This window comes from Pseudoxanthomonas sp. SE1 (assembly GCF_029542205.1).
Taxonomy (GTDB): domain Bacteria; phylum Pseudomonadota; class Gammaproteobacteria; order Xanthomonadales; family Xanthomonadaceae; genus Pseudoxanthomonas_A.
This window is the reverse complement of the sequence record NZ_CP113783.1, coordinates 3,691,575-3,706,287: the sequence shown is the minus strand read 5'-3', so window position 1 is coordinate 3,706,287 and position 14,713 is coordinate 3,691,575. Positions and strand designations below refer to the sequence as shown.

Annotated in this window: 6 protein-coding genes; all 6 read left to right on the top strand. The window is 66.7% G+C overall.

The annotated features are described in order from the left end of the window. The first annotated feature begins 60 nt into the window (after positions 1-60). The 6 genes from OY559_RS17530 (at position 61) to OY559_RS17505 (ending at position 14,708) form a co-directional block, all read left to right on the top strand. Complete coding sequence (locus OY559_RS17530) at positions 61-2,775, top strand: beta-mannosidase (RefSeq protein ID WP_277727567.1); 2,715 nt, start codon at positions 61-63, stop codon at positions 2,773-2,775. Further along, positions 2,772-4,055 carry an AGE family epimerase/isomerase gene (locus OY559_RS17525; RefSeq protein WP_277727566.1) on the top strand — a complete coding sequence of 428 codons (1,284 nt, stop codon included), beginning with the start codon at positions 2,772-2,774 and terminating at the stop codon, positions 4,053-4,055. The genes OY559_RS17530 and OY559_RS17525 overlap by 4 nt, the downstream gene beginning before the upstream one ends. Continuing rightward, positions 4,048-7,407, top strand: coding sequence for a GH92 family glycosyl hydrolase (locus tag OY559_RS17520; RefSeq protein WP_277727565.1), 3,360 nt, complete (start codon positions 4,048-4,050; stop codon positions 7,405-7,407). The genes OY559_RS17525 and OY559_RS17520 overlap by 8 nt, the downstream gene beginning before the upstream one ends. Positions 7,408-7,753: 346 nt before the next feature. Continuing rightward, positions 7,754-10,840 (top strand): TonB-dependent receptor, encoded by a 3,087-nt coding sequence (locus OY559_RS17515; RefSeq protein ID WP_277727564.1) that lies wholly within the window; start codon positions 7,754-7,756, stop codon positions 10,838-10,840. Positions 10,841-11,068: 228 nt separating this feature from the next. Further along, positions 11,069-13,474, top strand: coding sequence for a GH92 family glycosyl hydrolase (locus tag OY559_RS17510; RefSeq protein ID WP_277730043.1), 2,406 nt, complete (start codon positions 11,069-11,071; stop codon positions 13,472-13,474). 76 nt (positions 13,475-13,550) lie between these two features. Further along, positions 13,551-14,708: a LacI family DNA-binding transcriptional regulator gene (locus tag OY559_RS17505; RefSeq protein WP_277727562.1), complete on the top strand. Its 1,158-nt coding sequence runs from the start codon at positions 13,551-13,553 to the stop codon at positions 14,706-14,708. The last annotated feature ends 5 nt before the right edge of the window (positions 14,709-14,713 follow it).

The following is a 14,713-nucleotide window of genomic DNA, read 5'->3' as shown; positions in this document are numbered from 1 at the left end:
CGCGGGTGGCCGCGCAGGTGTCGAACCATGCACGCATCGACCATCAACCGGGGAGTCCACATGCCGCGCTTCATCACGCACCAGGCGGGTCGCATCCGGTGTCGCGGATGGCAGGTGCATGTCCTCTGCGCTCTGGCGCTGATCGTTGCGTCCTTCCCGGCGATGGCGCAGGCAGTGAGCGAACGCACGCTGGATGCCGGCTGGGAATTCCGGCAATTGCGCGATGGCACGCCCACGCCCGACGCCGGTCCCGTCGCAGCACGGCAATGGCATCGCGCCACGATGCCCGGCACGGTGCACACGGACCTGTTCGACAACGGCCTGATCGTCGACCCTTACAAGGGTGCGCCGGAGGCCGGCCTGCAGTGGATCGGCCTCGCCGACTGGGAATACCGGACGACCTTCGATGTGACCCGCGACACGCGCGACGCCACGCGCAGCGACCTGGTGTTCGAAGGGCTGGATACCTTCGCCGAGGTCTTCCTCAACGGCGAGAAGGTGCTGGATGCCGACAACGCGTTCCGGACATGGCGGGTGCCCGTGCAGGAACGGCTGCGTGTGGGCAGGAACGAACTGCGCGTGGTCCTGCGCTCGCCGATCGCGAAGCTGCTGCCCCAGGTGCAGGCGATGCCGCACCGGATCGCCGGCAATTATCCCTCACCCTACGGCGACGAACCGAAGGACGCGATGACCGCGAACTTCGTGCGCAAGCCGGGCTATCACTACGGCTGGGACTGGGGGCCGCGCTATGTCACGGCGGGCATCTGGAAGCCGGTGCGCCTGCAGAGTTGGGGCCGCGCGCGGATCGACACCCTGCAGCTGCGTCAGGACCGCGTCACGGAAGCGCATGCCGACATCACTGCCGTGGCAACGGTCGAGGCGGCGAACGCCGGCCGCTATCTCGCGCGCCTGTGGCGGACCGCGCCTGATGGCGAGCGCGTGCTCGCGGCGACGCAACCTGTGTCGCTGACGGCCGGCGTCAATCGCATCTCGCAGGCGATCCGCATCGAAAAGCCGCAGCGCTGGTTTCCGGTGGGCTATGGCTCGCAGCCGCTGTACCGCTTCGATCTGGAACTGCTCGACGGCACACGGGTGATCGATGCGCGGGGCGAACGGACCGGCCTGCGCAGTGTCGCGCTGCGGCGCGACCCGGACGCGCAGGGCAGGGGGTTCGCCTTCACCGTCAATGGCATTGCGATCTTCGCGAAAGGCGCCAACGCGATCCCGTTCGACATGTTCCAGCCCCGGGTCACCCCCGCGCAACTGAGGCGCGTCCTGCAGTCGGCGGTCGATGCCAACATGAACATGATCCGCAGCTGGGGCGGTGGTTATTACGAGAGCGATGCGTTCTTCGACATCGCGGACGAACTCGGCCTGCTGGTCTGGCAGGACTTCATGTTCGGCGGCGGCATGCAGCCCGCCTATGACCCCGTGTTCCGCGCCAACGTGGTGGCGGAGGCACGCGACCAGGTGCAGCGGCTGCGCAATCATCCCAGCATCGTGTTGTGGTGCGGCAACAACGAGGAAGAGATCGCCTGGAAATACTGGGGCCACGGCAAGACGTTGAAGGAAGCTGATCCGGTGTTCGCGCAACGCGTCTGGGAAGGCTACGCGCAGCTGTTCGGCCATGACCTGCGCAAGGTCGTGGAGGAGGAGGCCGGCGGTATCGGCTATTGGCCGAGTTCGCCCAGCGACGACATGGCCGAGGCGGCGAACACGCCGGCCAGCGGCGACATGCACTACTGGGAGGTCTGGGGCAATCCCGCGCGTCCGCCCTCGGCCTACCTGGACGTGACGCCGCGCTTCATGTCCGAGTACGGCCTGCAGGCGTGGCCGGTGCAGCGCACGATCGATCATTTCGCGGCGCGCGACGAACAGCGCATCGATGCGCCGGTGATCGAAGCCCACCAGAAGTTCATGGCGGGCAAGGGCAACGAGCGCCTGCTGCACTATGTGCGCATGGAGTTCGGCGAGCCGCGCGACTTCGGCGATTTCGTCTACCTCAGCCAGGTGATGCAGGCCGAGGGCATCGGGTTGGCGGCGCGGCATCATCGCGCCAGCCGGCCGTACACGATGGGCTCGCTGTACTGGCAGCTCAACGATGTGTGGCCGGGTGCGTCGTGGTCGGGTATCGACTGGTTCGGGCGCTGGAAGGCACTGCAGTTCCACGCGCGCCGGTTCTTCGCGCCGGTGACCGTGGCCGCGCTGCGCAAGGAAGGGCGAACCACCGTGAGCATCGTCTCCGACCGGACCACGTCGCGTGCCGGCACGCTCCGTCTGCGCGTCATGACGCTGCAGGGGCGTGTGTTGCGGGATGAGACGCGACGGGTCGAGATCGCACCGCTGTCGGCGTCGCGCCTCGCCACCTACGATGATGCAGAGCTGTTCGGTGACGCGTCGCTGTCGACGACCGTCGCGGTCTTCGATCTGGCCGCGGACGGCGAAGCCGCCGCTCGCGAGGTCGTCTATCCCGCGGTGGCCAAGGACATGCGGTGGCCCGATCCTGGCCTGCAAACCCATCTGCGCCAGGAAGGCGACCATCACGTGCTCGATGTCACCGCCGCGGCGCTGGCCCGCGCGGTGTGGGTCGACTTCGGCCAGGTCGACGCCGACGTGTCCGACAATGCCCTGGTGCTGCTGCCGGGCGAACGCATATCCCTGCGGATCGCCTCCGGTGCGAACCTCGAAACCCTGCGCAGCGCCCTGAGGATACGTTCGCTGGCCGATGCGCTTCCCTCCGATTCCCCCCTTCCCCGGAGCATTCCGACGCCATGACGCAGTCCGTTCCCATGCACGACGACTTCCGCAGCGAAGCCTTCCTGCGCGACCACCTCCGCAGGACCATGGCGTTCTACCATCCGCGCTGCATCGATCCGGCGGGTGGCTTCTTCCACTACTTCAAGGACGATGGACGCGTCTACGATGCCGGGCACCGCCACCTGGTCAGCAGTACCCGCTTCGTCTTCAACTACGCCACCGCGGCCCGCGAGTTCGGCGAGGAAGATCCTGCGCTGCGCGATGTGTACATGAAGGCCGTGCGCCACGGGCTTGCCTTCCTGCGCGAGCGGCATCTCGACCCGCAGAGCGGCGGCTATTTCTGGACGCTGCGGGACGGTGTGCCGGAAGACACCACGCAGCATTGCTACGGTGCCGCCTTTGTCCTGCTGGCGTATTCCATCGCGCTGCGCGCAGGCGTGGAGGAGTGCCGGGCCTGGATGGACGCCCACTGGGAGCTGCTGGAAACACGCTACTGGGAGCCGGAGCATGGCCTGTACCGTGACGAAGCCACGCGCGGCTGGCAGTTCAGCCCGTATCGCGGACAGAACGCCAACATGCACATGTGCGAGGCCATGCTGGCCGCCTACGAGGCGAGCCATGAGCGCCGCTACCTGCAGCGCGCGCTGCAGCTGGCCGACCACATGACCCGGCGCCAGGCCGCGCAGAGCGAGGGCCTGGTCTGGGAACACTACGACGCGGACTGGCAGGTCGACACCGACTACCATCGCGACGATCCCCGGCACCTGTTCCGACCGTGGGGTTTCCAGCCCGGGCACCAGACCGAATGGGCCAAGCTGCTGCTGATCCTGGACGGCCATCTGCGTGATGCAGGCGCGACGCCCGCCGACTGGCTGGTACCGCGTGCCGCGGAGTTGTTCGACCGCTCGATGGAAGCATCGTGGGACGCGGAGTTCGGCGGACTGGTCTACGGCTTCGCCCCGGAGTCGCTGCGCAAGGACATCGCAGGTCCATCGCTGCCCGACGGACGCCATTTCATCTGCGACGACGACAAGTACTTCTGGGTACAGGCCGAGTCGCTGGCCTGTGCGGCGCGCTTGGCCAGGGCCACCGGCGAGGAGCGCTACTGGCAATGGTACGAACGCCTGTGGGACTACGCGTGGCGGCACATGATCGACCACGCACATGGCGCGTGGTTCCGCATCCTGGATCGCGAGAACCGCAAGTACGACGACAACAAGAGTCCTGCCGGAAAAACGGACTACCACACCATGGGAGCCTGTCATGACGTCCTGTCAGTGCTGCGCAGCAATGCCTGACGCCGCCCGCTGCCGCGGTGCATCCGCCCGCGTCCTCGCCGCCCTGTTGCTTCTGGCCTCCAGCGGTGCCGGCGCGCGCGAGGCGCATTTCTCGACATCGTTCGAACCGGGCCAGCCCGTGCCCGTGACGACGGAAGCGGGCGGCCTGCGCCTGGCCGTGGGCAACGGCCCGGAACAGCCCTACGCGGCAAAACGCGACATGGGCTACAGCGGCATGCATGCCTTGCAGTACCGCGGCAGTGCGGCGGCGCGTGCGCGTCTGTACGCGGTCGATGTCGAGATCGGCGAGGAAACCACGCTGTCATGGATGGTGCTGCCCGAGATCATCGACGGCGATGTTGCCACCTCCACCGGCGTGTCGCTGGACCTGGTCTTCGACGATGGCACACGGCTGACGGATACCGGCGCGCGCGATCAGCAGGGGGCAGCGGTCGGTGCGGCCGGCCAGGCGGCGTCCATGACGCTGTACCCCCGGCAGTGGGCGAGGAAACAGGTCCGCCTGGGCGACATGCCCGCCTTGCGCGGGCGACGCATCAAGGCCATCGAGCTGGAACTGGCCCCCGGCTCGCGTGCCGGCGCGAGTGGCTGGATCGACGATATCGCCCTCGCCGAAACGCCGCGCACGCTGGCGCAGCGTCCCAGCGACCTGGTATTGACCAACCGTGGCACGCAGTCCAACAGCACGTTCTCGCGCGGCAACAACATTCCCGCGACCGCAATGCCGCATGGCTTCAACTTCTGGGTGCCGGTCACCGACGCGGGCACGCTGGCATGGCTCTATCGCTGGAGCGAGCACAACGGTGCCGACAACCGGCCGCGCCTGCAGGCGCTGTCCATCAGTCACCAGCCCAGCCCGTGGATGGGCGACCGCCAGACCTTCCAGGTGATGCCATCGTCCACGCGCGGCGTGCCCGATGCCGACCGCGAACGCCGGGCACTGTCGTTCTCGCACGACAATGAGCTCGCCAGACCCCATACCTACCGGGTCGATTTCGACAACGGCATTCGCGCCGAGATCGCGCCGAGCGAACGCGCGGCGATCTTCCGGTTCCGGTTCCCGCGCGGCGGGGATGCGAACCTCCTGTTCGACAACGTGGATGCACGCGCAGGCCTGACGCTGGACCCCGGCACGCAGACGCTGCACGGCTACACCGAGACCCGCAGCGGGCTGTCGAACGGCGCCACCCGGATGTTCGTGTACGCGACCTTCGACCGGCCGTGGGCCGACAGCGGTGCGATCGAGACCGGACGCCCCACGCACTACATCAAGTTCGCGCGTGGCGACGGCGATGAAGTGAACATGCGCATCGCCACGTCGCTGATCTCGGTGGAACAGGCGCGGCGCAATCTGGAACAGGAGATCGGCACGGCGGATTTCGACACCGTGCGCGAGCGTGCGCAGACGGCATGGGATGCGCTGCTCGGGCGGGTGACGGTGGACGGTGCGAGCGAAGACCAGCTGACGACGGTCTATTCCAATCTCTACCGCCTGTTCCTGTATCCGAACATCGCGCATGAGAACGTCGGCAGCGTCGAACAGCCCGACTGGCGGCACGCCGACCAGAACAGCTGGTCCAAGGACAATACCGGCGGCGATGCGCTGCGCACGTCCGCGCCGATCCGTACCGGCAGGATCTACGTCAACAATGGCTTCTGGGACACGTTCCGCACCAGCTGGCCGGCTTACGCGCTGTTCGCGCCCGGGCGCGCCGGCGACATGATCGACGGCTTCCTGCAGCAGTATCGCGACGGCGGCTGGATCGCCCGCTGGTCGTCGCCCGGCTATGCGGACCTGATGGTCGGCACCAGCTCCGATGTCGCGTTTGCAGACGCCTGGCTCAAGGGCGTGCGGGGCTTCGATGCCGGGGAGGCCTACGAGGCCGCGCTGCGCAACGCGACGGTGGTTGCGCCCGTGTCCAACGTGGGGCGCAAGGGGCTGGTGCATTCGATGTATCGCGGCTACGCGGACAATGCCGTGCACGAAGGCCTGTCGTGGACCCTCGAAGGTGCGATCAACGACTTCGGCCTGGCCCGGTTCGGCCAGGCGCTGGCCGCCGATGAAGGCGATCCTGCGCGCGCGCAGCGCTATCGCGAGGAGGCCGAGTACTTCCAGGCCCGCGCCACCGACTATGCGCACCTGTTCGATCCGGCCACCCGGTTCTTCCGGGGGCGCGATGCGAAGGGGGCGTGGGGGCAGTCGGCGGCGGACTTCGATCCGCGCATGTGGGGCGGCGACTACACCGAGGCCAATGCATGGACGTTCGCGTTCACCGTGCCGCACGACGTCGCGGGACTGGCGACGCTGCTGGGCGGGGAAAAGGCGCTGGCGGCTCGCCTGGACGAGTTCTTCGCCACGCCTGAAACCGCGGGCCGCGAGTTCGCGGGCACCTATGGCAACGTCATCCATGAAATGACCGAAGCGCGTGATGTGCGGATGGGCATGTACGCGCACAGCAACCAGCCTTCGCACCATATTCCCTGGCTGTATGCCGCCACCGGGCAGCCCTGGAAGACGCAGCGCATCACCCGCGACGTGCTGCGCCGGCTTTACCTGGGCAGCGAGATCGGCCAGGGCTATCCCGGCGACGAAGACAACGGCGAGATGTCGGCGTGGTACCTGTTTGGCATGATGGGCTTGTACCCGTTGCGCATGGGCGCGCCGGAGTACGTGATCGGCTCGCCTGCGTTCAAGCGTGTCGATGTGCGGCTCGAGAATGGGCGCACGCTTACCGTCATCGCCCACGGCAACGACGACCGCAACGTCTATGTGCAGTCGCTGAAGCTCAACGGTCGTCCGTGGGATCGCGCCTGGCTCCGGCATGAGGACATCGCCAACGGCGGCGTCCTGGAATTCGTCATGGGCAGCACGCCGTCCACGTGGGGAAGCGGAGCCGATGCGCTTCCTCCCTCGATGACCGCGCCGGGTGCGGCGCCTGCGGGCCTGACGGATGCGTCGCGCAACGCGGAGGCCATCGCGCTGGCGGGGCACGCGCCGTCGGCCGTGTTCGACGATGATGCCGCCACCTCGCTGCCCTTGCCGGTACAGGCGACGATCGATGTCCGGTTCCGGACGGCGACCCGCGCGAGCCACTACACCATCACCAGTGGCAGCGCGCCGTTGGCGGGGCTGGGCTGGAAGCTGCAAGGGCGCAACGGGACGGGTTCGTGGGCGACACTGGACGAACGGCGCGCCGAGGATTTCAGGTGGTCGCAGCAGCTCAGGCCGTTCCGTATCGGCAGCCCCGGCGACTTCCGTGAGTACCGGTTGCAGTTCACGAACGGTGCGGTGATCGACGTTGCGGAGCTGGAACTGCTGATGCCGACCACGGTCCTGAGCGTATCCGAGCGATAGGGTGGTCACCGTCCCTTGTCGTGCACCGATGAGGGACGGACAGGGTGCGATGTCAGCGATCCTGGATCGCGTGTCCTGCACGTGTCACCGGAGATGCGGAGGGGATGCTGCGCGGCAGCATGCATGCACTGAAACATTATGGTAATTATTCGCGCGGCGGAATTAGACCGATCTAATTCCGGCATAACTGGCAAGTGGGAGGGGGAGGCGCAGCGGAAGGGTGCGCTTGCCGGATTGTGTGGACGTACTGCCTTCCAAGGAAAACAGATTCATCGAACCGGAATTTTGGATCGATCCAAACAATTTTGCGTCAGCAGCTAATCAATCTTGGGAGAGGGTGATTGAAATGAAAGGCACGCCACACGTACGCATCCGCAATTCTCTATCCGCCGCCATCGCCGTCGCGCTGGCCACCGTCGTACTGCCGGGCGTCGCGCTCGCGCAAGAGGCGACGGCGGAGCAGGGCGGTTCCGCCGCCACGGACCTGGACAAGGTCACCGTCACCGGCTACCGCTACTCGATCGAACAGAGCCTGGACCAGAAGCGCAACGCGAACGCCATCGTCGAGGTGATCACTGCCGAGGATGTCGGCAAGTTCCCCGACAAGAACGTGGCCGACGCGCTGCAGCGCGTGCCCGGCGTCATCGTTACCCGAGACGGCGGCGAGGGAAAGAATGTCAGCGTCCGCGGCCTTTCCTCGGAACTGACCCTCACTCAGCTCAACGGCAACTACATCGCCACGGCCGAGTCCAATGGGGACCCGACCCGGTCGTTCAACTACATGCTGCTGCCGTCGAACATGCTGTCCAGCGCCGAGCTGTTCAAGACGCCGGAAGCGCGCATCGATGAAGGCGGCGTCGGCGGCACCGTGATCCTGCACACGCGCCGGCCGCTGGAACTGGAATCCAACACCGGCTTCGTCTCCGTTGACGGTACCTGGGCCGACACCACCAAGAAGACCGACGGCCAATTCTCGGGCTCGTATTCGTGGCACGACAAGGACGACCGCTTCGGCGTCTTCGTCGGTTACACGCAACAGAAGCGCACCACGCGCACCATGGGCGCCAGCACCGAAGGCTGGCAGTGGTACGGCCGCGACGAAGGCGGCACCGCCGTCGACGTCAATGGCCAACCCTCCGACTTCAACTCGAACTGGTGGGGCGGCACGGGCTTCTGGGACCAGAACGGCAACTATTACACCGGCTTCATGATGCCGACCTCGGTCAACCTCAACGTCAAGGAAGAAGAACGCGAGCGCAAGGGCGGCCAGTTCACCCTGCAGTTCAAGCCGACCGACAACCTGACGCTGACGGCGAACTACTTCCGCTTCGACCTGTCGCAGGACTCGCAGACCAACACGCTCAAGGTGCCGGAATGGAACATTGCGCGCTACTTCGGTGACGGCAACTGGCGGGGCGGCCGCCTGCTCGACGGGCTGAGGTTCGATCCGAGCGGCACCATCGTCACTGGCGCGGACTACAGCCTGCATCCGGGCAAGACGTATTACTGCAGCGAGGACGAGGCCGTCGCCGCCGGCATGGCGCGGGGTGGCTGGGGTTCGGACGACTGCACCGTGCCGACGCCGCAGATCACCGGCAGCTACAACATCGAGGAGTCGTTGTCGCAGACTGCCGACTTCGCGGCCGAGTGGCGTGGCGAGTCGGTGGATGTCTCGTTCAAGGGCGGGCGCACCTGGGCCAAGGGCGGTCCGGAGCTGCAGTTCGCAGTGCCGCTCAAGCCGCGCCGCCAGAATGCGGACGGCAGCTGGACGAACGGCAACTTCGCCAGTTCGTGGGACCTGACCGGCACGCCGACGATGACGTTCTCGCCCGAACTGATGCAGAACCTGCAGAACGGCATCCTGCAGGTCGACTTGGGGTCGACCGGTTCGTCCTGGACCCGTAACAGTACCGAGCAGAAGTACGCCCAGATCGATACCACCTGGTACACCGACGGCAAGTTCCTGGAGTCGATCCAGTTCGGCGTCAAGGGTCGGGATGGTGGCATCCACCGCAGCACCGGCAACAGTTACTGGGTGTGTCCGGGCACCGATCCAAGCGACTATGAGAATCGCTACTGGAATGGCGGCTGCAACAGCATCGCCACCCAGTTCTCGCCGGATTTCCTGTACCAGATGGGCAACCTGGCGGGCGGCATCAATGCCAGCGCCTATCCGGCCATCAACTATCCGGCCTATATCGCCTACCTCAACGGTACGTACGGCCCGATGCAGACCCGGGAGGAGGACAACTTCGTCTACAACGTCGACGAAGAGATCTATTCCACCTACCTCCAGGCCAACTTCCGCACCGAACGTCTGCGCGGCAACATCGGCGTGCGCATCGTGGGCACCAGCCAGCATGCCGACTCGACGGACAAGGTCACGTCCTACAACGACTACTTCTTCGACGATGCCGCCGGCAACCCGCTCGCCTGCCTGCAAGGCGCTACCACACCTGCCGGGGCACCCACAGGGACCTACTGCGGCAGCGAAGGGTACTGGCGGCTTACCGACAGGGTGGGGCGGCCCGAGACGTACGAAATCAACGCGCTCGACCGCAGCTACACCGACATACTGCCGAGCTTCAACCTGGCCTACGACCTGACCGAGAACCTGGTGCTGCGCGCAGCCGCGGCCAAGGTGATCTCGCGCCCAAGCTACGCCGACATCGCCGCACCCGGCAGCCTGAACTACTTCAGTCAGGAGTATGTCGACGACCGCCGCCTGACCGGTGGTGCGGGTGAGTTGGGCTGGTACGGTTCCGGCAGCAACAAGCGACTGGAAGCGTACAAGGCCAACCAGTACGACGTGGGCCTGGAGTGGTACTTCCAACCGGGCTCGGTGGTGGGTGTTGGTCTGTTCCGCAAGGACGTCAGCAACTTCGCCGTACCGGTGATCGCCGACGTGGAGATGGTCATCAACGGCCAGACCGTGACCGTGCAGAACTACTCGACGGACGCCGGCGGTCGCGACGCGGTGTCCCAGGGTGTCGAACTGTATGCGCAGCACACCCTGGATTTCGGTCTGGGCTTCCAGTTCAACTACACCTACAACGACACCAACGAAGCGGCGATCACCCTGGGCGACGGTACCGAGCTCGGCGAGTCGCCGCTGGTCGGCAGCGCCAAGAACCAGACCAACTTCACCGTGTTCTACGAAGCGCAGAATCTGTTGCTGCGCGCCTCGTACAACCGGCGGGGCGAAGTGGTGCAAGGGCTGTTCAACGGCCTGAACGTCTACGAAGAGCCGTACTATCAGATCGACCTGAATGCGGCATACAACATCACCCCGGCACTCAGCATCAGCGCATCGGTGCTGAATCTGACCGAGGAAGAGACGCGCTCGCACCTGGGCAACGACACCAAGGACCGCTTCTACACCAATGGTTATGCGGGCCGCGTCGCTTACCTGGGCCTGACATACAAGTTCTGAGGACGTCCTCCGTGTTTCCCCCCATGCTTTCTCTCCCGCTTGGCGACAAGCGGCGTGGGGTGGACGGCCCGGCTACGGCCGGGCCACTTTCCATTCGTTGCGGCGGCACGGATGCCGCCAACCCTATTCCGGCTTGCGCAGGGATTCCGCGCAAGCCTTCGGTGAACTGCGATGACCTGTGAGCGCATGAAACGAGAAAAGACCCTGACGATGCTGGGCTCCCTGTGCATGCTTCTGGCGCTGGTGGTGCCCGCGACCGAAGCCGCGCCGCCGCGACTGGCCGCGGAGGTCAACACCTTCATCGGCAGCAAGGACGACGGCAACACCTTTCCGGGTGCGTCGGCGCCATTCGGGCAGATCCAGGTCAGCCCGATCGGCTCGCATTACTCCGGTTGGCGCTACGACGACCCGCAGATCCGCGGCTTTGGCCACTCCTTCATTTCCGGCGCGGGCTGCTGGGAACAAGGGGGCCAGGTGTCGGTGCTTCCGGTCACCGGACGGATCGGTCCGGGCGGCGAATTCGACACGGCCGACGCCAAGACCTTCGATCACAAGCGCTACGGTTCGCGCTACCGCCATGACGGCGAGAACGGCCAGGCTGGCTACTACAAGGTCCGCCTGACCGACTACGGCGGCATCGATGCCGAAACGACGGCACTGACCCGTGCCGCCGCCGAACGCTATACCTTCTCCAGCCGCGGCGATGGCCACGTGCTGGTCAACGTGGGGCAGGCGAACGAGCGCCATGCGGTGACCGGCAGCCTCATCAACGTCGTGGGCGACCGCGTGGTCGAAGGCAAGCTGGTCACCAAGAGTTTCTGCGGCGGCCACCAGTACACCACGTGGTTCCGCCTGGAGTTCGATCGCCCGTTCAAGGCCTTCGGCACCTGGGGCGAAGCGGGCGGCGTGGCGAATGCACGCCACAGCATGGAAGGCGAGGGCAAGCCGAACGGCGCATGGCTGACATTCGACCTGGGCGGCAATCCTTCCGTCACGGCCATCTCGGCCATCTCGCACGTCGATGCCGAGGGCGCGCGGAACAACCTGCGCAGCGAAGGCATGCAGGGCGGGCGGCTGCTGGGTTTCGATGCGATGCGCGGGCGCGCGCAGTCGGCATGGGACAAGGAACTGGCCAGCGTGCGCGTGCAGGGCGGCAGTGCGGATGATCGCGCCGTGTTCTACACCGCGCTGTACCACGCGTTGCTGCAGCCGCTGACGGGCAGCGATGCCGACGGCCGCTACCGGGGTTACGACGACCGCATCCATCGCGCCGATGGCTGGACCTACTACGAGTACTTCTCGCTGTGGGACACCTACCGCTCGCAGAACCAGCTGGTTGCGCTGCTGCGGCCGCAACGCGCCGCCGACATCGGTCGATCGCTGCTGGCCATCCGCGAGCAGGGCGGCTGGCTGCCTCGCTGGGGGTACGCCAGCTTCGAGACCAACATCATGACCGGCGACCCGGTGACGCCGTTCCTTGTGGACCTGTGGCGTTTCGGTGCGATGAAGGGGCGCGAAGCGGAGGCGTATGCTGCGCTGCGCGAGAATGCATTCGGCGTACCGCCTCTGAACTCGCGACATGCGGGTCGTTCCGGCAATCCCCACTATCTCCAGCACGGCTTCGTGCAGTACGACCGCGCGTTCCCCTCCAAGGGAATGGATGTGGATCCGCACCACGGCGGCTCGGCAACGCTGGAATACGCGCTGGCCGACTGCTCGCTGTCGCTGATGGCCGACGCGCTGGGTCATGGCGATGACGCGGCCGTGCTAAAGCGGCGTGGCCGCAACTGGCGCACGCTCTGGGATGCGGACATCCGCGATGAGGAGGCCGGCTTCAGTGGCTTCCCGCGTCCGCGCACCGAGGACGGTCAGTGGTACACGCCGGCGGATGGCCGCTACGGCCCGCGTTCGCACCACGGCTTCCACGAGGGCACGGCCTGGCAGTACCAGTGGCTGGCGCAGCAGGACGTGACGGGGCTGGTCGAGGCGATGCACGGGCGCGAACAGGCGGCACGCCGCCTGGACACCTTCTTCGCCTACGACGCGCTGCTGGCCGATCCTGCCGGCGCCGCACGCAAGGAATGGGTGGTGGGGCCCTACAGCTACTACAACCAGTACCGCTACAACCCCAACAACGAGCCCGACCTGCACGCGCCGTGGATGTACACGCTGATCGGCCAACCCTGGAAGACCGCCACGGTGCTGCATGCCGCGCAGCGGCTGTTCACCAACGCGCCCAACGGCGTCACCGGTAACGACGATCTGGGCACGATGTCGGCGTGGTATCTCTTCAGCGCCATGGGCCTGTATCCCGTGGTGCCGGGCACGGGTCAGTTCGTGCTGCATCCCCCGCGTTTCGCACGCGTCGACATCGATCTGGGTCAGGGCCGCACGCTGCGCATCGACGCGCCGCAGGCGGACGGCAACACGTTGCAGTACATCAGCAGCGTGTCATTGCGTGGCCGTGCGCATCCGTCCGTGTGGCTGGATTGGGAAAGCCTGCAGCAGGGCGGCCGCCTGCAGGTGGCGCTGACCGGCACGCCGCCGCAGCAGGGCTGGGGTACGCACCCGGAGGATCTGCCTGCATCACCCTGCGCTGCGGATCCGGCCACGTTGCCCGGGGTGGGTCGATGAGTCAGCGTGCCGTCCCGGTTTGCGTGCTGGCGCCATGGTTTACGCTGGGCGCCTCCACGGGAATGGATCGATCCAGATGAGCCAGAAGCGTCCCCCTCGCGCCGGCGCCACCGGCAAGGCCAAGTCCGCCTCGTCGCGGACCGCCAAGCCGGTCAGCAAAGTGGCGAAGAAGACCCGGGAAGCGAAGGCGGCCACGCCCGAGCGCAAGCGCGACAGCCAACGCGTGGTCACGGTCACCGATATCGCCAATGCCATCGGTGTGTCGCGCGCGACCGTGTCGCTGGTCTTGCGTGGCAGTCCACTGGTGCATGCCGACACACGCGCCCGGGTCGAGGCCGAACTGAAGCGCCAGCGCTACGTCTACAACCGCAGCGCGGCCAACCTGCGCAGGCGCACGTCGTCCAGTGTCGCGCTGGTGATCAATGACCTGTCCAACCCGTTCTTCGCGGAATTCGCCGCGGGCGTGGACGAAGCCCTGGGTGGACAGGGCTTCGTCACCCTGCTGGGCAGCACCGGCGAATCGCCGCAGCGTCAGCAGGCGGTGCTGGCGTCGCTGATGGAACACACGCCTGCGGGCGTGATCCTGTCGCCCGCCGAAGGCAGCGATGCCGCCGAACTGCGTACCGTGCTGGACGCACGCAGCCATGTGCTGCTGTTCAACCGTGAGCTGGCCGGCGCGGACGCATGGGACTTCCTGGCGCTGGACAACGAACGCGGCGCACGCATGGCGGCCGAACACCTCATCGGCCTGGGCCACCGCCGCATCGCCTTCTTCGGCGGCCATGCCGATTCCAGTTCGTGCCGGCAGCGGCGCGCGGGGTTCGCGCAGGCGATGGCCGCAGCGGGTCTGCCGGTGGAGCCGCAATGGCTGATCGAATCGGCGCCCAACCGGCTGGAAGCGGCCACGCGCACCGGTGCGCTGTTCGGTGAGCGCGCCAGTCCGACCGCCGCGGTCTGCTACAACGACACGGTGGCGCTGGGCCTGATGCTGGGCCTGGCCTCGCGCGGTATCCAGCCGGGCCGGGGCTTCGCCGTCACCGGCTTCGATGACATTCCCGAAGCGGCGATGATCACGCCGCCGCTGACCACGCTGTCGGTCGATCCGCGCGAGCGCGGCCGGCAGGCGGCGCGCATGCTGCTGCAGCGCGTGGCCGATCCCGACGCTGCCCCCCTGCGCACGATCGCGCCGGTGCGCCTGTGCATCCGCGAAAGCAGCGGCGTGCCGCGCCCATGACGCTT